General features: G+C 54.3%; 19 protein-coding genes. 5 read left to right on the top strand and 14 right to left on the bottom strand.

Features of this window, described 5'->3' with window-relative positions; translation table 11 throughout:
* Nucleotides 1–53 precede the first annotated feature (53 nt).
* From ACG2XO_RS09030 to ACG2XO_RS09015, 4 genes are all read right to left on the bottom strand, one after another.
* Nucleotides 54–926 carry an ankyrin repeat domain-containing protein gene (locus tag ACG2XO_RS09030; protein ID WP_410497649.1) on the bottom strand — a complete coding sequence of 291 codons (873 nt, stop codon included), beginning with the start codon at nucleotides 924–926 and terminating at the stop codon, nucleotides 54–56.
* Between the two features lie 112 nt (nucleotides 927–1,038).
* Nucleotides 1,039–1,287 carry a hypothetical protein gene (locus ACG2XO_RS09025; protein ID WP_410497648.1) on the bottom strand — a complete coding sequence of 83 codons (249 nt, stop codon included), beginning with the start codon at nucleotides 1,285–1,287 and terminating at the stop codon, nucleotides 1,039–1,041.
* Nucleotides 1,284–2,105 (bottom strand): aminodeoxychorismate lyase, encoded by an 822-nt coding sequence (gene pabC / locus ACG2XO_RS09020; RefSeq protein WP_410497647.1) that lies wholly within the window; start codon nucleotides 2,103–2,105, stop codon nucleotides 1,284–1,286. The genes ACG2XO_RS09025 and pabC overlap by 4 nt, the downstream gene beginning before the upstream one ends.
* Nucleotides 2,102–3,439: an aminodeoxychorismate synthase component I gene (locus ACG2XO_RS09015; protein WP_410497646.1), complete on the bottom strand. Its 1,338-nt coding sequence runs from the start codon at nucleotides 3,437–3,439 to the stop codon at nucleotides 2,102–2,104. The genes pabC and ACG2XO_RS09015 overlap by 4 nt, the downstream gene beginning before the upstream one ends.
* 103 nt (nucleotides 3,440–3,542) lie before the next feature.
* On the opposite strand from ACG2XO_RS09015, the gene ACG2XO_RS09010 reads away from it, so the two are divergent.
* Complete coding sequence (locus ACG2XO_RS09010) at nucleotides 3,543–4,064, top strand: lipocalin family protein (RefSeq protein WP_410497645.1); 522 nt, start codon at nucleotides 3,543–3,545, stop codon at nucleotides 4,062–4,064.
* 56 nt (nucleotides 4,065–4,120) lie between these two features.
* Here the strand turns inward: ACG2XO_RS09010 and ACG2XO_RS09005 are convergent, their stop codons facing one another.
* The 9 genes from ACG2XO_RS09005 to ACG2XO_RS08965 all read right to left on the bottom strand — a co-directional run bounded on the left by ACG2XO_RS09005 (nucleotide 4,121) and on the right by ACG2XO_RS08965 (nucleotide 13,248).
* The gene (locus ACG2XO_RS09005) at nucleotides 4,121–6,493 is read right to left on the bottom strand and encodes a DUF1631 family protein (RefSeq protein ID WP_410497644.1); all 2,373 of its coding nucleotides are present in this window, start codon (nucleotides 6,491–6,493) and stop codon (nucleotides 4,121–4,123) included.
* Between the two features lie 241 nt (nucleotides 6,494–6,734).
* Nucleotides 6,735–7,976: a beta-ketoacyl-ACP synthase II gene (gene fabF, locus ACG2XO_RS09000; RefSeq protein ID WP_410497643.1), complete on the bottom strand. Its 1,242-nt coding sequence runs from the start codon at nucleotides 7,974–7,976 to the stop codon at nucleotides 6,735–6,737.
* Between the two features lie 139 nt (nucleotides 7,977–8,115).
* Nucleotides 8,116–8,355, bottom strand: a complete 240-nt coding sequence (gene acpP / locus ACG2XO_RS08995; protein ID WP_028449818.1) for an acyl carrier protein — start codon at nucleotides 8,353–8,355, stop codon at nucleotides 8,116–8,118.
* Nucleotides 8,356–8,551: 196 nt separating this feature from the next.
* A complete protein-coding gene (fabG, locus tag ACG2XO_RS08990) occupies nucleotides 8,552–9,295 on the bottom strand; it encodes a 3-oxoacyl-ACP reductase FabG (RefSeq protein WP_410497642.1) in 744 nt (247 codons plus the stop codon).
* An 80-nt stretch (nucleotides 9,296–9,375) separates the two neighbouring features.
* Nucleotides 9,376–10,311 carry an ACP S-malonyltransferase gene (gene fabD / locus ACG2XO_RS08985; protein WP_410497641.1) on the bottom strand — a complete coding sequence of 312 codons (936 nt, stop codon included), beginning with the start codon at nucleotides 10,309–10,311 and terminating at the stop codon, nucleotides 9,376–9,378.
* A gap of 70 nt (nucleotides 10,312–10,381) precedes the next feature.
* Entirely contained in the window at nucleotides 10,382–11,341 is a 960-nt protein-coding gene (locus ACG2XO_RS08980) for a beta-ketoacyl-ACP synthase III (RefSeq protein WP_410497640.1), read from the bottom strand.
* A 29-nt stretch (nucleotides 11,342–11,370) separates the two neighbouring features.
* Nucleotides 11,371–12,441 carry a phosphate acyltransferase PlsX gene (gene plsX, locus ACG2XO_RS08975; protein WP_410497639.1) on the bottom strand — a complete coding sequence of 357 codons (1,071 nt, stop codon included), beginning with the start codon at nucleotides 12,439–12,441 and terminating at the stop codon, nucleotides 11,371–11,373.
* A gap of 107 nt (nucleotides 12,442–12,548) precedes the next feature.
* A complete protein-coding gene (gene rpmF / locus ACG2XO_RS08970; RefSeq protein WP_410497638.1) occupies nucleotides 12,549–12,728 on the bottom strand; it encodes a 50S ribosomal protein L32 in 180 nt (59 codons plus the stop codon).
* A gap of 25 nt (nucleotides 12,729–12,753) precedes the next feature.
* Nucleotides 12,754–13,248 carry a YceD family protein gene (locus ACG2XO_RS08965; RefSeq protein ID WP_410497637.1) on the bottom strand — a complete coding sequence of 165 codons (495 nt, stop codon included), beginning with the start codon at nucleotides 13,246–13,248 and terminating at the stop codon, nucleotides 12,754–12,756.
* 103 nt (nucleotides 13,249–13,351) lie between these two features.
* Between ACG2XO_RS08965 and ACG2XO_RS08960 the strand changes: the two genes are divergently transcribed.
* Complete coding sequence (locus ACG2XO_RS08960) at nucleotides 13,352–13,951, top strand: Maf family protein (RefSeq protein WP_410497636.1); 600 nt, start codon at nucleotides 13,352–13,354, stop codon at nucleotides 13,949–13,951.
* Nucleotides 13,952–14,107: 156 nt separating this feature from the next.
* A complete protein-coding gene (locus tag ACG2XO_RS08955; protein ID WP_410497635.1) occupies nucleotides 14,108–14,815 on the top strand; it encodes an SAM-dependent methyltransferase in 708 nt (235 codons plus the stop codon).
* 64 nt (nucleotides 14,816–14,879) lie between these two features.
* On the opposite strand, the gene dinB is transcribed toward ACG2XO_RS08955, so the two are convergent.
* Nucleotides 14,880–15,929, bottom strand: a complete 1,050-nt coding sequence (gene dinB, locus ACG2XO_RS08950) for a DNA polymerase IV (protein WP_410497634.1) — start codon at nucleotides 15,927–15,929, stop codon at nucleotides 14,880–14,882.
* A gap of 184 nt (nucleotides 15,930–16,113) precedes the next feature.
* Here dinB and ACG2XO_RS08945 point away from each other — a divergent pair, with 184 nt between their 5' ends.
* The gene (locus ACG2XO_RS08945) at nucleotides 16,114–16,950 is read left to right on the top strand and encodes a substrate-binding periplasmic protein (protein ID WP_410497633.1); all 837 of its coding nucleotides are present in this window, start codon (nucleotides 16,114–16,116) and stop codon (nucleotides 16,948–16,950) included.
* Nucleotides 16,951–17,033: 83 nt separating this feature from the next.
* The gene (locus ACG2XO_RS08940) at nucleotides 17,034–17,675 is read left to right on the top strand and encodes a hypothetical protein (RefSeq protein ID WP_410497632.1); all 642 of its coding nucleotides are present in this window, start codon (nucleotides 17,034–17,036) and stop codon (nucleotides 17,673–17,675) included.
* Nucleotides 17,676–17,697: the final 22 nt, after the last annotated feature.

Here is a 17,697-nt window from a genome sequence, read left to right as displayed (position 1 = left end):
CGTGCATAAAAAAGCCCTGAAGATCAGGGCTATCAGGGCAATAACGGCATGGGTCACATTAAATAAGCCAGCAAACGCTGCCCCCCCGGTTTGGCACGCAAGATATCTTCGGCACTCCTTCCCTGACAATCAAGTAAGTTTTTATCGGCACCATAAGCCATCAATAATTCAAGCAGATGACCACTGCCGACTTCAGCAGCATAATGCAAAGCGCTCATTCCTTTCTTGTCCTGAAGATTCACGTCAGCGCCAAGCTGCAACAAACAGCCCGCTGCGGCCACTCTGGAACGCCGGGTCGCATACATCAACGGCGAAGCGCCTTCGACATCCCGCGCATTGATGTCAGCACCATGATGCTGCAACTCTTCGATGGCGCTAAGCAGATCCTGCGCCGCCAGCCAATGCATAGGCGAGCACCCCAACTCGTCCGCCACGTCAACGACCGCACGGGCTTTGAGCAAAGTCACGATCAGCTCGCGATGACCATAGCGGCACGCCCACCACAACATACTCAAGCCCGCCTCGTCGCGATAATCAATCGAAACGCCGGAAGCGAGCGCATTGCTGATGAATTCCAGATTGCCGGTTTTAGCCGCTTCCATTAAATGCGGCGCATCAAACAGCAGATAATCTGCCCTCAGCTCTTCGGTCGCCAGATCGGTTTCAGTCCAGATTTCACTGCTTTCCTGTTGCGGAAAGCGCTGGTTGTACAGACTCTGGATGCTGAATAACTCCTGCATTACTTCAGCCTCAAATCCCTGACGACCACCGCGACGATCAAAAAACAGATCGTTCATGAAAATATCCAGTGCTGGCGTTCCCCAGGTTTGTAACAGCCGGGTTGCCAGGTGCGGATAGCGTTCAACCAGATATTGCGGAAAATGATCCGGACCGAGCAGCTCGTGCAAGCGTTGTGCGATATCCATTTTCTGATCCTCCGTCGAGGTAATGCCGTGGCAGCGTCAATTGAACCCAGTGTAGATCAGAGGATCGCGGCTGCAAGCCGCCAAGGCCCAAACGGCAGTAGATCGCGAGGGATTATTTCTTGAGGCAGTACTTGCCGTAATCGGCTTGCACCACTTGCTGGCGCGATTGCATTTTTGCAATGTCGTACGATTTATTATTGCCACCACCCAGACGGCGGGTAATCAGTTGATCTTCTTTTTGCAATTTGGCGCAGCGTTCGGCCTCTAACTTGGCCAATTTGGCCGGATCAGCTTGATAATATTGCTCGGCTTGCGCCGTGCCCAGCGTCAACAGCGCCAGCGATAAGGCAATCACTTTCATTGGTCTTCCTTTAATAATTCGATTGCCGCCTGCAAAGCCTTATTCAAATCGGCAACAGGCCAGTGCAGCTCATCGAGCGAGATCACCGGCAATAGTCCAGCCAAGCTATTGCAGACCCACAACGCCTGCGCTTGCGACAATTGCCTGCGATTGATTTTACATACTGCCGTTGGTATACCTAGCTGAGTCGCTGCCAGCAAGGTCATATCACGGCATACCCCAGAGACGCCGGATTCGGATAAATCGGGAGTACACAGCACACCGTCAAGCAGCACCAGCACATTGCTCATCACGCCTTCAATCAAGAAGTCATCACGATCAAACATCAAGCCATCAAAAATACTCGGGTCAGACCACTCGCGCCGTGCCAGGATATTTTCCAATCGGTTCAGATGCTTGATGCCCGCCAGCGCGGGTTGCCAGCTCGCTCGTGTGCTGCAGCTACGCAGCTTAACGCCGTGCGTCGCCAAATCGGGCGAATACGCCGGTAATGGCGCAATCTGCACGATGCGATTGGGCGACAAATCGGCGGGCGCCACATAACCACGCGCCGTTTCGCCACGGGTGACGATGATTTTCAGTGTGTGATTATCAGCTTTGAGTTGCTCAATATCGGCGAGTAAACTCGCCTCGCTCGGCGCGACGATGCCGATTTGTGCGCAATCGTGCACCAATTTGGCGTAATGCCGTGCCCACCAGACCGGCTGGCCATTGAGGACTTTAATCGTGCGAAACACGCCGTCGCCAAATTGCAGACCACGGTCGGTCAGATTGATCGTCTCGGCGGCTTGACCATTGACGAGTTTGCTCACACTCATGCCAATTGGTCTCCCAAGGCGCGCAGCAGGCCACGCGCTTTGTGCCGCGTTTCCTGCAATTCGCGCTCGGGATCAGAGTCGGCCACAATCCCCGCGCCAGCGCGGAAATACAGCTGCGATCCTTGCTGGACAAAAGTGCGAATTAGAATATTGGTATCCATACTGCCATCACGGTTGATGTAACCCAGCGAGCCGGTATAGGCCAGCCGCGCTCGATCTTCCAACTCGCGGATAATCTGCATGCAGCGCACTTTTGGGCAGCCGGTAATCGTGCCACCGGGGAACAGTGCCCGCAAGACATCGGCGGCGTTGATACCCTCACGGGTATTTGCCCGGATGTTAGATTCAATATGGTGTACAAAGGCATACGTCTCGACAGCCATCAGTTCGTCAACTTTCACCGTGCCGGGCACCGCAATCCGCCCCAGATCATTGCGCTCCAGATCAACGAGCATAATGTGCTCGGCGCGCTCTTTGGGCGTATTGAGCAGGCGCTCTTTCAGCGCGGCGTCTTCAACCGGATCGAGCGAGCGGGCAAACGTCCCGGCAATCGGGCGGGTTTGTACGGCGCCATCCCGCACACTCACCAAGCGCTCGGGCGAACTGCTAACAATCTGGCCAACGTCGTCGCCTAAATTGAGGTAGGCCGAAAACGGCGCTGGGTTGGCGGCGCGCAGATGCGCAAATACATCCAGCGGCGCACCTTGCGACAGCGTCACATCCCAGCCGCGCGATAGATTGACCTGAAACACATCGCCGTCATAAATATACTGTTTCGCACGCTCAGCACCCGCGAGAAAAGCCTGCGGCTCGTCTTCGGAAATTGCGGCGATTTTCAAGGCTGCGGGCGACCAAGCCGCATCGGCGCTCACCAAAGCCTGCAGCTGCGCCAATTGTTCGGCGGTTTCGGCAATCAGCGTGACTTGCTGGCTTTCACGCTGCAACAACACCGCTGCCGGGCAACGGATCAAGGCTGCCAGCGGAAAATCACGGATCGCACCAGTGGCTTGCGTCGCCTCGCTGCTGCTAAAACGCTGCGGCACCGTGGGCTCGAAAGCCTCCAGCAACTCATAACCGGCGTACATCAGCCAGCCGCCATGAAATGGGAACTCGCTGTTAATTTGGGCATCAATAGGCAAAGCGGCCAAATCAGCAACAAAAGCGGCGCCCTCATCGGCACGATAGGTACGCTGGGTTTGCGGCAAGGCAAATAAAATATCCCAGCCTTGCGTGCGGGCAGATTGCAGCAAGCCAGGAAAAGCCAGCGGCTGCGTCGCAGCGAGCGCAATCAAGTCGGGAGCAAAATCGAGAGTCGAGGTAAGATACTTAGGCATTTGCGCATTGTAATGGCAATCGGGTGCAAACACGATATGGCTTGATCCCGCAGCTTGCGGGCCTGGATTGATTCATGCTTGGAAAGAAAAGGACGATCAATTAATGCTCAAAACAATCACTTTATGCAGTGCGCTGCTGATCAGTTGCGCCAGCTGGGCGGCTGACGACGCACCAGTACGCACCGTGGCGGAAGTCGACCTGAACCGCTATCTGGGGCAATGGTACGAAATCGCCAAATTTGCTATGTATTTCCAGCGCAATTGCGTGGCCGACACCACGGCCAATTACAGCAAAAACCCCGATGGCAGCATCAAGGTCGTCAATCGTTGCCGCAAGGAATCGGGCGAATTTGATCAAGCCGAAGGCAAAGCCACCGTGGTTGAAAACACGCAAAATTCGCAATTGAAAGTAAGCTTTTTTTGGCCTTTCAAATCAGATTACTGGGTGATCGGCCTGGATGCGGATTATCAATGGGCCGTGGTCGGCAATCCAAACCGGAAATACCTGTGGATTTTGTCGCGCACACCAAGCTTGCCCGAGCCCGCCTTGCAAGCGGCACAAAAGGCCGCCATTGATCAGGGCTATGATTTGCGAGAGCTCGATTACACCAAGCAGCAAAAGTAAAACCAAGGGTATTGCCATGCAGCCATTATCAATAAATAGCCACAGAGCAATACCCTCTATACAACCTGCGCATCCAGTACATCAGCCGTATTGAGCAGCGAGCCCATCGCACGCTCGAAGATTTGTGTCTGCTCCAACCAGCGGGCGCGCCCCGACTGCAGCAAGCGCTTGAAAACATTCACACTAATGACCGAAGGCGGTGCGTCAGCGGCCAGATTCAAAATCAATTTGGTCTCGGTCGGACTCATCCAGCACAAGCGAGCCTGGCGCAATTTGCCGGTCAGATTCACTTCAATCAAAACACCGCTGCGCAGTCGCTCGAATAATTCGGCATTGCTGATCTCATCCGCGTCCGACTTAGGCTCACCATCCTGCTCCAGTTCAGCCTCGACCTGCCGGTCAATAAATCCGATTTCAACTTTTAATTCGCTGATGGCGCGATCAAGTAGCACTGGATTAAGCTCGGTTGACTCGGCCAGTTGCGCCGGATCGGGATCACTGGCTTTTTCACCGATAAATTCAGCCAGTTGACCACGCAACATCGCCATCGTCGGCACAGGCGCCGTCAGATTCATCGTTCCGGTAATGGCGGCACGATGTGCGTCGATCATATAGCTTTTAAATTGTTGCTGTTGTGTACTGTTCCACGGCGTGGATTTTAATCCTTCATTGAGTACACCGATCAGTCGCGGAATCATGCCCAGTAATTGCTGACGGTCTGTTGCCTCGGGTTTCGGTGCAATACTCCAAATTAACTCCGGCACAAACATCCGGAAACGCAGCGCCTGCACTTCATCGTTACGCTCGGCAAATTCGATGGCATACGGCCAGATATTGATCAGAAAATGCTGCAAACCGCCATCCAGCGTGAAACCGGATAGTGCATGCGCGGTTTGCGCCGTGATGCGGGCAAAACGCAGCGTGCGATTTTCGGCATTTTCCATCGCTTGCGAAGCCAGCTCAGATTGCTCGTCCGCCGCGCGCAATTCGCGGGCAATAAAATGGTCAAGCTCGTCGAGCATGCGGCTAAACAGCTCGGCACTTTCATCTTCATCGAGCAACAAAGCTTCGATAATTCGCCGAATTTCAGCGGTGATGCGCTCGGCTTTCGGATCGAGTTGCTGCAAGCCTTGCGCAATCGAGCCGATGCGGTTGACCAACAACCGCGCCGGATGGTGCTTTTGCGAAAACAGCGCCGGATCCTGCAGCGCCGTTTTCAGTACCAGCCATTGCATGCGCCCTAGCTGGGCACGAATTTCGGCGGGCACTTGCGAATCACGCAGGATAAATTCAAACAGCATGCCGACAATATCGACAATCATCTGCTCGTTCATATCCGGGCTGGCTGAACTCAACTCGCTGCGCTGCTCCAGAATCAGATTGCGCACCTCGCCCTGCGCGTCGAGCAACCCCGCTGGCTGCGAGTTCATTTGCTCTATCGTCAGCGCCAATGCCGGGCTAATTCTTTGAGGGGAAGTCTGAATGGGAGCAGTTCCGCTGAATAATTGCCGGACTGCGCCGCCGACCTGCTTGACGGACCCCAGCCAGCCCATCCCCGCCGGAGCTGCCTGGCTTGGAATTTCGCCCAGTGATGCATGACCATATTCGGCTTGCTGGCGCATTAACGCCGACCATTGACCAAATCGGGCACCGGTAGCCCCCTCAAGCAGCGCCTGTGGTATTGAAGCATTGGCTGCAGATTCGGTATCTTCGTTGAACAGTGTCGATTCGGTCGAGGGCGTTTGAACAGCCTGATCTGGTCGTAAACTGGCAGCATCGGGCAAAGTACGAATGCGCAATTGCAATTGCGCTGCAATCCCGTGCCGGGCGAGATGCTGATTGAGCATCTGGTAAATGTCGACGACATTTTTTTGCAATTGCTCGGTCAGCGTTTCGCATAACAGCGTATGCAGCTCGGGTTCAATCTGCAACTGTTCGGCAGCCATACCCAGACACCGCGTCAGCAAATAGGGACGGAACGGATTTTCCCGCTCGTTGATATTGTCCTGATCAAACAGGATCGCCATCCGGATATTCAGGTCGCGCAATTGCACTTCGGCCACATTACGCAAGCGAGTCGTCAATTCGTCAATTTTCAACTCGCCATCAAATTCGTCTGCATCGACCAGCGACAGCGTGTCGAGCGAAAAAGACTCGCTGAACGAGGGGCGAAACGTACTGTAGGCGGTTTGGAAACTGCGGTTAAGCAATTTATCCATATTTGTTGACAAGGCCTGCAACCACCCCTGCTCGCGCGTCATCAATGCTGCGCGCGCATCGAGCATTTGTCTTTGTTCGATCAGACTGGCCGCGCGATCCGCCTTAAGAAACAGCGCGTCGGCACTATTACCCAGCAAAGTCGGCAACAGCGAATTAAAGGCTTGCAAAAAAGCACCGCGAATCGCGGTCAGTAACTCATTCTTGTCCATAAACATCCTGCGCCAAAAGCGCGTACTCCCTCAAGCGGATAGGCGCAAATGCTCGCCATGGCCCGGATTGTATGGCCTTGGAGCATGCCTTGCGACACCAGGCCGCCCGCCCCTGACCAACGGATATTTTAACCGACCAGAGGTCGCCAAATGACTTTGACCGGGTGAGCCAAATCACACCCGACCAATAAAAAACCACGCCCTTCTCAGGTGCGTGGTTTTTGCGTGGTTTGGATGAGTATCAAACGCGACGGAATACCAAAGTACCGTTGGTGCCACCAAAGCCGAAGCTATTGGAGATCGCAACGTCGATCTTCATGTCGCGGGCGGTATTGGCACAGTAGTCCAGATCGCAACCGGCTTCGAAATCCTGCTCGAAGATATTGATCGTCGGTGGCGAAACCTGATTGTGCAGCGCCAGAATCGAGTAGATCGCTTCAACACCGCCGGCACCACCGAGCAAGTGGCCGGTCATCGACTTGGTCGAGTTGACGACTACTTTCTTGGCGTGTTCGCCCAGCGCCAGTTTCAGTGCATTGGTTTCATTCGCGTCGCCCAGCGGCGTTGACGTGCCGTGTGCATTGACATAATCAACCTGATCGGCGTTCACGCCAGCATCGCGCAGCGCGTTCTGTACGCCACGAGCCGGGCCTTCGGCGCTCGGTGCGGTGATGTGGTGCGCGTCTGAGCTCATGCCAAAACCAGCCAGCTCGGCATAAATGGTCGCGCCGCGTTTTTTGGCGTGCTCGTATTCTTCGAGTACCAGCACACCGGCACCTTCGCCCATCACGAAACCGTCACGACCTTTGTCCCACGGACGCGATGCCGTTGCAGGATCGTCATTGCGAGTCGACAAGGCTTTCATCGCAGCAAAGCCACCGATCGCCATTTTACAGATCGTACCTTCAGCGCCACCGGCAATCATCACGTCGGCGTCACCGTACTGAATGATGCGGGCTGCATCGCCGATGCTGTGTGCACCGGTGGTACATGCAGAAACGATGCCATAGCTCGGGCCTTGATAGCCTTTCATGATCGAAACATGACCGGCAATCATATTAATTAATGAACCCGGAATAAAGAATGGGCCGATTTTGCGCGTGCCACCTTCGATATACGCGGCATTGGTTTGCTCGATCAATTGCAGACCGCCAATACCCGAACCGATATTGACGCCAACACGGGTTTTATCCAGATCGGCAACGTCATCAAGACCAGAATCCTTGATCGCCTGCATCGCGGCAGCGATACCGTAATGGATAAAATCATCCATCCGGCGCGCATCTTTCGCGTTGACGTACTGGGTCACATCAAAATCTTTGACCTGACCTGCCACATGGCAAGCCATATCACTCGGGTCAAAACGGGTAATCAGGCCAATTCCGGACTTGCCAGCCAGCAGGTTTGCCCAGCCTGAGGCAACATCATTGCCGACGGGGGAAACCTGACCCAAACCGGTAACAACTACTCTGCGTTTAGACATGTGGGGGTACTCCGCTTCCAATGCCGGACAAAACCGGCCGCGCAATCGATTGCAGTTTGAGCATCAAACTGAATTTTGCGCCAGATAAAATAAAACCCCCGCTACAGCAAGCCATAGCGGAGGTCTGGAATCACCGAGATTACTTGTTCAGGTGAGCGTTAACGTAGTCAACTGCTTGTTGAACGGTAGTGATTTTTTCAGCGTCCTCGTCAGGGATTTCGCACTCGAATTCTTCTTCGAGGGCCATAACGAGTTCAACGGTGTCGAGTGAGTCGGCGCCGAGGTCGTTAACAAACGAAGAGTCAATCTTAACGTCAGTTTCTGGCACGCCCAGTTGCTCAGCAACAATCTTCTTCACGCGCTGTTCGATGTTTTCCATGGATTTAGTTCCCAAGCCTTGTTAGCTTAATTTCTGAAAAATGCGTCCGCATTCTACCAAAATTTTGGCGATGCAAACAGTTACATGATGCAATAAGGCGCAAATTTACTTGTTTTTGAGTAATTTTGCTACCGCAAGCGCGGTATTTATTTGCATCGTATCGGTTAAAACCGCAATCGTTGGCGATTTTACCCGATTAATTCATAAACATCCCACCATTTACATGAATGGTGTTGCCTGTGATGTACGCCGCTTTGTCCGACGCCAAAAAGCCCACTGCATCAGCGATGTCTTGCGGGTCCCCCAGGCGACCCAAAGCGATATTAGCAACCAGATGCGCTTTTTGCTCGTCCGGCAGACCTTTGGTCATATCGGTGTCGATGAAACCTGGCGCTACCGCGTTGACGGTGACACCGCGGCTGCCAATTTCTTTGGCCAGCGATTTGGTAAAGCCAAACAGCGCCGCCTTGGCTGCCGAGTAATTGGTTTGACCCGCATTACCCGTTGCGCCGACGACCGAAGCGATATTGATGATGCGGCCCCAGCGCGCTTTCATCATATTGCGCATCACGGCTTTGGACAGCTTGTAAACCGGTTTCAGATTGGTATCCATGATGGCGTCCCACTCTTCGTCCTTCATCCGCATCAAGAGGTTATCACGCGTGATGCCAGCGTTATTGACCAGGATCGCAATCGCGCCAAATTCTTTCTCGATCTGCGCCACAATCGCATCGCACGCGCCGTCTTCGGTGACGTTCAGACGCAAGCCTGCGCCGGTCGCGCCAGCGTCTTTCAGATAGTCGCCAATCGCTGCAGCGCCGCTATCACTGGTTGCCGTACCAATGACGGTTGCGCCCATTTTCGCCAGTTCCAGCGCGATCGCCTGACCGATACCGCGTGAAGCGCCGGTTACCAGCGCTACTTTGCCTTGCAAACTCATAAAACACCTCAACCTAATTGATAATGGGTATATCACTCAAGAGCAATACAGGATTAGCCCGCAAAGATATACCCAGAATTTTATTCAGCCACTTTCAAAGCATCGAGCGCCGCAGCGTCAAGCAGCGCGACCGAGTTCAGATCGGCGGCAATGCGTTTATTTAAGCCAACCAGTACTTTACCCGGTCCGCATTCGGCAACCAGCGTCACGCCATCGGCAACCATTTTCTGCACGGTTTCAACCCAGCGTACCGGCTGGTACAGCTGACGCACCAGCGCATCGCGTACCGCAGCAACATCGCTGTACGCAGCAACGTCGGCATTGTGCAATACCGGCACTTTTGGCGCGTTGATTGCGATACTCGCCAGTTTGGCAGCCAGTTTCTCAGCTGCCGGCTTCATCAGATCGCAATGCGAAGGCACCGAAACTGGCAGCAATAATGCACGTTTCGCGCCGCGTGCCTTGCACGCTTCGCAGGCGCGCTCAACCGCAGCCTTGTTACCGGCAATCACGACCTGACCGGGTGAATTGAAATTGACTGCCTGAACAACTTCGCCCTGCGCCGCCTCGGCACACGCAGCGATGATTTCGTCATCAGCCAGATTCAGAATCGCCGCCATCGCGCCAGTACCGGCTGGCACGGCTTCCTGCATCGCTTCGGCGCGCAAACGAACCAGCTGCAGCGCATCGCCAAAACTGATCGCTTCCGCCGCCACCAGCGCCGTGTATTCGCCCAGACTGTGACCGGCCATCACGGCAGGCATTGCGCCACCACTGACCAGATAAGCACGCCAGGCGGCAACACCGGCAGTCAGCATGATTGGCTGCGTATTGATTGTCGCGTTCAGATCGTCTGCCGGACCATCGTTGACCATCGCCCACAAATCCTGACCGAGCACACCGGAAGCTTCATCGAAAGTCGCTTTGACGAGTGCGGCCTGAGCCGAATCAGCCCAGCCGTTCATCATACCGACCGATTGCGAACCTTGACCGGGAAACACAAATGCTAATGACATATCGCTTATTTCCTTAAAGAAAGGGAAGCAAGAAGGGGAAGTCGCTCACCCAGCCCTCTTCCCTGGCAATTTAAAACCGCGCTAAAACCGAACCCCAGGCAAAACCGCCGCCAATGCCTTCCATCAGAATGGTCTGACCGCGCTGGATTTTGCCCGATTTCACACCGTGATCGAGCGCCAGCGGGATCGACGCCGCCGACGTATTGCCTTGTTCACCCAAGGTCACGATCACATTATCCATCGCCATACCCAGATGCTTGGCGGTCGATTCGATAATACGGACATTGGCTTGATGCGGCACCAGCCAGTCGATGTCGGATTTTTGCAAGCCCGCTTCGGCCAGCGTTTCTTCGGCAATATCGGCCAATGCACGAACAGCAAATTTGAAAACGGCGTTACCTTCCATGTAAATCCACGGCTCGCCTTCGAGCGCGCCCTGCTTCGGCCGCGCCTCGGTTTTCAGAATCGTGCTGTAACGGCCGTCGGCTTTGAGTTTGGTCGCCAGAATACCCGGCTCTTCGGACGCAGTCAGCACCACAGCGCCAGCGCCATCGCCAAACAGAATGCAGGTACCACGATCTTGCCAGTTAACCAGGTTCGATAGTTTTTCAGCGCCAACGACCACAGCACATTTAGCTGCACCGCTTTTAATCATCGCGTTGGCCGTGCTCAATGCATACACAAAACCGGCACATACCGCCTGCACGTCAAACGCAGGAAAACCATGCACGCCCAGCTTGTTCTGCAACAGACAGGCCGTTGACGGGAAAATATTGTCTGGCGTCGTCGTCGCAACGATCAGCAGATCGATGTCTTCCTTGGCAACGCCAGCGCTTTCAATTGCGCGCTCGACGGCAATCAGCGCCAGATCTGAAGTCATTTGTTCGTCGGCGGCAATGCGGCGCGATGAAATGCCGGTACGCGCCACAATCCACTCGTGGCTGGTATCGACGGTTTTGGCCAATTCGTCATTGCTCAGAATACGCTCTGGCAAATAGGAGCCAGTACCTGCAATACGGGAATAAATCACAAACCCCTCCTTGCGCCCAGCGGCTTGATTTAAGCTGCCGAGGCGGATTGTTCTGCTGCCGATGATTTAATCGCGTCAGCAGACTCAAAGTGCCGCAACTCATGCTGCACCTGATCAGTAATGCGTTGAATCAGACCGGAGCGAGCCTCCTCGACGGCCTGAGCCAGCGCCCAGTAAAACGCAACTTCGTCTGCGCCGCCATGGCTTTTTACCACAATGCCGCGCAAACCAAGGAAAGATGCGCCGTTATAGCGACGCGGATCGAGTTTATTCTTGAAGCTTTTGAGTACCGGCATCACCAGCACCGCCATCAACTTGGTCAACCAGTTGCGGGTGAATTCGGCCTTCAGTGCCGAGCTCATCATTTGCGCAACGCCTTCCGAAGCCTTGAGCGTGATATTGCCGGTAAACCCGTCACAAGCGACGACATCGACCGTCCCTTTGTAGATATCGTTGCCTTCCACATTGCCAACAAAATTCAACCGCGTCTGGCGCAACAATTGTGCGCAAGCCTTGACCACTTCGGTGCCTTTGATGCCTTCCGAACCCACATTGAGCAAGCCCACTGTTGGCGCATCCTTGTGTTGCAGCGCGCCAAACATCGCCGAACCCATAATGGCAAATTGCATCATCTGCTCGGGCGTCGAATCGACATTGGCACCCAGATCGAGCATCAGCGTTTCACCGCCCTTCATCGTCGGCATCAGGCTGGCAATAGCAGGACGGTCAATCCCGGCAATGGTTTTGAGCACAAACCGCGCCGTCGCCATCAGTGCGCCGGTATTGCCAGCAGAAACGCAAGCATTGGCTTCGCCCGACTTGACCAGATTGATCGCCACGCGCATTGAAGAATCTTTTTTGTTCTTCATCGCCAGCTGTGGCGATTCATCCATCGCAACCACTTCGGAAGCGGCATGAATTCGCAAGCGCGGGCCGGTTTGCGCATGGTGCGCCTTGAGCTCGGCTTCGAGTGCATCAGGCAGGCCAACCAGCACGATGTTGACATCGGGGTTCTCGCGCAAAAAACGCAGTGCGGCAGGCACGGTCACATGCGTTCCGTGATCACCACCCATGGCATCAACTGCAACGGTAATATCCATTTACGATTCCTAAAACGACGAAAGGCGCAAGCGAGGGGTCTCACTTGCGCCGCAAGGCTAAGCAAAGCTTAGAAAGGCCACTAACGCGCGAATGATTCGCGTGCTAATTACTCGCCTTTAGCCTTGATCACACGACGACCCTTGTAGAAGCCGTTTGGAGAGATGTGGTGCGGGCGATGAACTTCACCAGTCGCTGCATCTACAGCCAGAGCTGGTGCAGACAGGAAGTCGTGAGCGCGGTGCATGCCACGTTTCGAAGGTGATTTTTTATTCTGTTGAACTGCCATGTTAAAACTCCTTAATACTCAGTTGTCATTCCGCTTTCCTGGTTTTCAACTGAGCCAGGACTGCAAACGGATTAGGTTTATCGCTCGCCAATTTGGCTAGCGCTTCGTCGCCACCACATACTTCATGCGTCAGCGCTACGGGTAAAGCGAGCAAAATCTCATCTTCAACCAGTGCTTCAATATCCAGCTCCGGGTCGATCAAAATCCCTTCAAGGTCTTCGTCGAGCGCTTCGGCTTCGTCGATTTGTTCCTCGTTGGCAAACTGCGTCAACACGGTTTCACTGTGCAAAGTCCACGGCATCCCTTTCAGGCACCGTTGACACACTAGCTGCAACACACCCGCCACTTCCAGATAAAGCCAAGGACGTTGCAGGCGATCTACACCGCTCTCGACATGCCAGTGAACTTCCCCTGACGTATCGGCCAACTGATCGGCAAGCCGGGAAAGCTGGGCAAGTGGTATAGAGCCCTTGAGCTCTCTAGCTTCCTGCGCAAATTCCGCGCTATGTATCACAGTCACGCCTTGGCTCATTGGTAATGTCAGCTGCCGTGTAGAACCGGAAACCGCGCATGATATAATCACCACCTATTTGTGTCAATTGCGACCGAACGCATCATTTCCCATGAAAAAACAAGAGCCTCACAATCTGCGCCTAGTTCTGGCTTCAAGTTCGCCCTATCGCAAAGAATTACTCTCGCGACTGGGTATCCCGTTTGAAACTGCCCCCCCCGATCTGGACGAATCGCCGCTCGGCGGAGAGACGGCTGCACAAACGAGTGAACGCCTCGCTATCGCCAAAGCCCGCGTGCTGGCCGAGCAGTTTCCCGACAGCCTGATCATCGGTTCTGATCAGGTGGCGCTACTCAATGGCGAACAATTGGGCAAACCGGGCAATCACGAACGTGCCGTGGAACAACTGAAAGCCATGCGCGGCCAGACCATTGATTTTCATACTGCACTGGCGCTGTACAACACCGCCACCGACACACACCAGAGCATCGTCGATGTCACCCGAGTCACAATGCGCGATTATAGCGACGAGCAGATTACAACTTATTTACAGCGTGAGCAGCCGTATAACTGTGCCGGCAGCGCCAAAACCGAAGGGCTGGGCATTGTGATGATCGCCGCCATTGAAGGGCGTGATCCGGCGGCGATTATCGGCCTGCCGCTGATCGAACTGGTGACGATGCTGAACAATGAAGGGTTTGTGATCCTGTGATCCTGTGAGGCGTGAGGCGTGAGGCGTGAGGCGTGAGGCGTGAGGCGTGAGGCGTGAGGCGTGAGGCGTGAGGCGTTCAGATTTTTACCATCAATGTATTTACTTGCAAGCCTTATCCAATAAAGGCTGTAGCAACATACCCATCCAGAGAAAGCAATGACCGGTACTTTATATTTGATTCCCGTCCCGATGGGCGGAGACACACTGGACAATATCCTGCCCGTTGATGTGATCGCTATAGCAAAAAAATTGACGCATTTTGTCGTCGAAAACGCCAAAACCACGCGCGCGCATTTGAAATTGTTCGACACGCCGCACGAGCTGCGCAGCCTGTGGATGCAGGAATTATCCGAGCACACCAAGGATCATGAAGTTTCGGCGCTGCTCAAGCCGCTACTCGACGGCATCGACGTCGGCCTGATGTCCGAAGCCGGTTGCCCCGGCGTTGCCGACCCCGGCGCGCGGCTGGTGCAGCTCGCGCACCAACGTGGCATCAAGGTTGCGCCGCTGGTTGGTCCGTCGTCCTTACTGCTCGCACTGATGGCGTCGGGCGCGAACGGACAAAAGTTTCGTTTTAATGGCTACCTGCCGTCCGATGCTACTGGCCGCCTGCAAGCGATTCGATCACTCGAAACGATTTCAGCCAAAGAAGGTCAGGCCGAACTATTCATCGAAACACCTTATCGCAATCCGGCGTTATTCCAAGCTCTACGCGATGGACTCAAAGGCTCGACGCGGCTGACCGTCGCTTGCGACATTACGCTGCCAAGTCAGGAAATCCTGACGCTCGATATTGCACAATGGAAAAAACGTGCCGAACCCAATATCAACAAGCGTCCAACGGTGTTTATTATCCAGGCATGAATATACGTAGCCAAGGTATAGCTTTGTAGCTTATTTATAACAACATCTACAAATTTATACCCCACTAAAACAAGGGCAGCGTCATCGCAATTTCCTGACGTTGCTCGACAAAACGAACGCCCAAGCCCAGCAATCGAACCGGCTTGGCACCGCGCGGCCAAGCCTGACTCAGCAAGTTTTCAAACACTACGGGTTCAGGATGGGGGCAAACGCACTCCATCGTCGTTTGTGTGAAGTCGTGAAACTTGATTTTGACAAAGGCCTTATGCGGGGTATCTTGCTGTGCACGTTGCTGTCGCCGGCTGAAATCGGCATACAGCGAAGGCAATTTGGCAATGCACGATGCCAGGTCGGGTAAATCCTGATGGTAAGTGTGCTCAACCGACAGTGATTTGCGCTGCTCACTGCTGGCGACGGCTCGCTCGTCAATCCCGCGACTTTGCCAGTACAAGGACTCGCCGGTTCTACCCAGCGCACGAACCAGCTCGGCGCGCGGCCAGCTTTGCACATCACCGCAGGTATTCAAACCCAGCTTGGCCAGCTTACCGGCAGTGACCTTGCCGATTCCCCACAGCTTGCCCAGCGGCAAAGCCGGCATAAACGCGGCCACTTCATCCGGTGTAATCACAAACTGCCCATTGGGTTTATTCCAGTCGCTGGCAATTTTGGCGAGCAGTTTATTGGGCGCAATGCCGGCGCTGGCGGTAATGCCGACCTCGGCCTCGATGCGCTGGCGGATTTCCAAAGCCATTAGCGTCGCGCTGCCGTGGCAATGCGGCAGGCCGGTGACATCCAGATACGCTTCGTCGAGCGAGAGCGGCTCGATGCGGTCGGTGTAATCGCGAAAAATCGCCTGCACGCGGCGCGATGCATCTTTGTATCGATCAAACGAATGCGGCAACAACACCAGCGACGGGCAAGCGCGCAATGCAGTGCGCGTCGGCATCGCCGAATGAATGCCGAAACGTCGTGCCGGGTAATTGCACGTCGAAATCACGCCGCGCTGCTCAGGCGAGCCGCCAATCGCAATCGGCACATCGCGCAGCTCGGGGCGATCTCGCATTTCCACCGCCGCATAAAAGCAATCGCAATCGATATGAATAATTTTGCGCACGCTCCATCTCTCCGTTCAAACTCAAACAAAGTGTACGTTCGTTCTATTTTAGCTGCAAATTGAGTCGATCAGCGCACAATTGATCGGCATCAATTTTCTTTAAGCCGCAAAGCGTGCACGCTATATACTGATTGATAGCCTGCCATTTCCCGCCAATACTTCGCCACGTATATCGACCTAGCCCATGAAAAACAAGATCTTGCTCAATATACCCCTAGCATTATTGCTTGCCAGCCCGCTCTCTTATGCCCTCCCCCGTTGCCCGGAGAAAATTGATCTGGCCTATTACGAGTTTGGCTTACTGTTTCATGATGGCAAAGGGATCGATAAGTCCATCGTTGACGAGCTGGCAAGGCGCAGCCATTGCACTTTCCAGACAAGCGTGCGTCCACGCGCCAAAATCTGGCAATCGATTCAGGACGGCACGCTGATGATGAGTGTGTCCGGAATCCAGACGCCCGAAAGAGACCAGTTCGCCTACTTCAGCGTGCCTTATGTCAACACCAAAAACATGGTGGTACTCAGCCCGGCTATCGCCGAAAAACATTCAACCTTTGCCGATTTTCTGGCCAACCCGGCACTGCGTTTTGGCGCGGTAAAATCATTCAAGCACGGTGAAAAACAGGATCAGATTCTGGATCAGCTACGCACACTGAACCGGGTCGATGAAGCACAAGACAGCCGCCAGTTACTCGAATGGCTGCGCGATGGCAAAATCCAAGGGGCATTCTCCGAAGCGACCAGTTATACCGTCTATTTTCGCGAGCTCAAATTCAAAATCCGCCCGGCCATTCGTGACTGGGCGCCCGAAGATCGCGGCGTCCCGGCCGGATTGATTTTTTCCAAACGACACTTTAACGAACAAGACGTCGCCGAATGGGATCTGCTGCTGCAGGCTATTCGCCAGGATGGCACGCTGGCCCGCATCTTGGGGGCGTACCTGCCCGAGTTTGAAATCCCGCGCGCCATGGCAGTCCCGCGCACCGCTGATCAGGGCAATAGCAAAAAAACCGCCAAATAGCTGTTTATTTGGTAGTTTTCACCTCAGTGGACGCTCATTCAGGCCGATAATAAGGCATTGGGATTCATCACCGAGGTGTCATCATGACTAATACAATCAATCCGCTCGTCAACCCGCAACGACATGCAATCGCGGGCAATGACAAAGTCAATGCACGTAGTCAGGACAAAGCCGCAGACACCACGGCACAGGAAAAAGTCACCCTCAAGGGCGAACAGGCCGAATCGCTCACCTACGATAAACCGACGCGCGTCATTCCACCCGATTTGCAGGCCATGCTGGCCGAATCGCAAAAAAATGCAGAATCAATGATCAATCTGGTTCGCAATCTGGTCGAAGAACAGGGGCTGGATTTCACAATGGTCGTCCGCGGCGAGCAGAAACTCACCACCGATCAGGCCAGCATTGATGCGGCCAAAGCAGCGATCAGTGAAGACGGCGAATGGGGCGTGCGCAAAGTGGCAGAACGGATATTAAGCTTTGCCAAATTTGCGATTGGCGACGACCCTAATAATCTGGCCAAAATTCGCGAGGCCGTTCAAGTCGGCTTTGACGAAGCCAGAGAAATTCTCGGCGGCGAGCTGCCCGAAATCAGCCAGCAAACCTATGACACTATCATGGCCGAGTTTGATCGTTGGGAAAAAGAAGGCATTCCAGCTGGCGATACAGTCAGCCTGAAAAAATCCGAAGCGGCAGCGAGTGCGGCCACATCAGACGTCAAATAATTTTTACGGGTTTGCTGTTTTC

The sequence above is a fragment of the Chitinibacter sp. S2-10 genome (assembly GCF_046530675.1).
Taxonomy (GTDB): domain Bacteria; phylum Pseudomonadota; class Gammaproteobacteria; order Burkholderiales; family Chitinibacteraceae; genus Chitinibacter.
This window is presented reverse-complemented; position numbering and strand designations above follow the sequence as displayed.

Bases quoted from the DNA above. Each gene is read 5' to 3' on its own strand.
- ACG2XO_RS09030 (WP_410497649.1), bottom strand. From the start codon at position 926: ATGGATATCGCACAACGCTTGCACGAGCTGCTCGGTCCGGATCATTTT.
- ACG2XO_RS09025 (WP_410497648.1), bottom strand. From the start codon at position 1,287: ATGAAAGTGATTGCCTTATCGCTGGCGCTGTTGACGCTGGGCACGGCG.
- pabC (WP_410497647.1), bottom strand. From the start codon at position 2,105: ATGAGTGTGAGCAAACTCGTCAATGGTCAAGCCGCCGAGACGATCAAT.
- ACG2XO_RS09015 (WP_410497646.1), bottom strand. From the start codon at position 3,439: ATGCCTAAGTATCTTACCTCGACTCTCGATTTTGCTCCCGACTTGATT.
- ACG2XO_RS09010 (WP_410497645.1), top strand. From the start codon at position 3,543: ATGCTCAAAACAATCACTTTATGCAGTGCGCTGCTGATCAGTTGCGCC.
- ACG2XO_RS09005 (WP_410497644.1), bottom strand. From the start codon at position 6,493: ATGGACAAGAATGAGTTACTGACCGCGATTCGCGGTGCTTTTTTGCAA.
- fabF (WP_410497643.1), bottom strand. From the start codon at position 7,976: ATGTCTAAACGCAGAGTAGTTGTTACCGGTTTGGGTCAGGTTTCCCCC.
- acpP (WP_028449818.1), bottom strand. From the start codon at position 8,355: ATGGAAAACATCGAACAGCGCGTGAAGAAGATTGTTGCTGAGCAACTG.
- fabG (WP_410497642.1), bottom strand. From the start codon at position 9,295: ATGAGTTTGCAAGGCAAAGTAGCGCTGGTAACCGGCGCTTCACGCGGT.
- fabD (WP_410497641.1), bottom strand. From the start codon at position 10,311: ATGTCATTAGCATTTGTGTTTCCCGGTCAAGGTTCGCAATCGGTCGGT.
- plsX (WP_410497639.1), bottom strand. From the start codon at position 12,441: ATGGATATTACCGTTGCAGTTGATGCCATGGGTGGTGATCACGGAACG.
- rpmF (WP_410497638.1), bottom strand. From the start codon at position 12,728: ATGGCAGTTCAACAGAATAAAAAATCACCTTCGAAACGTGGCATGCAC.
- ACG2XO_RS08960 (WP_410497636.1), top strand. From the start codon at position 13,352: ATGAAAAAACAAGAGCCTCACAATCTGCGCCTAGTTCTGGCTTCAAGT.
- ACG2XO_RS08955 (WP_410497635.1), top strand. From the start codon at position 14,108: ATGACCGGTACTTTATATTTGATTCCCGTCCCGATGGGCGGAGACACA.
- ACG2XO_RS08945 (WP_410497633.1), top strand. From the start codon at position 16,114: ATGAAAAACAAGATCTTGCTCAATATACCCCTAGCATTATTGCTTGCC.
- ACG2XO_RS08940 (WP_410497632.1), top strand. From the start codon at position 17,034: ATGACTAATACAATCAATCCGCTCGTCAACCCGCAACGACATGCAATC.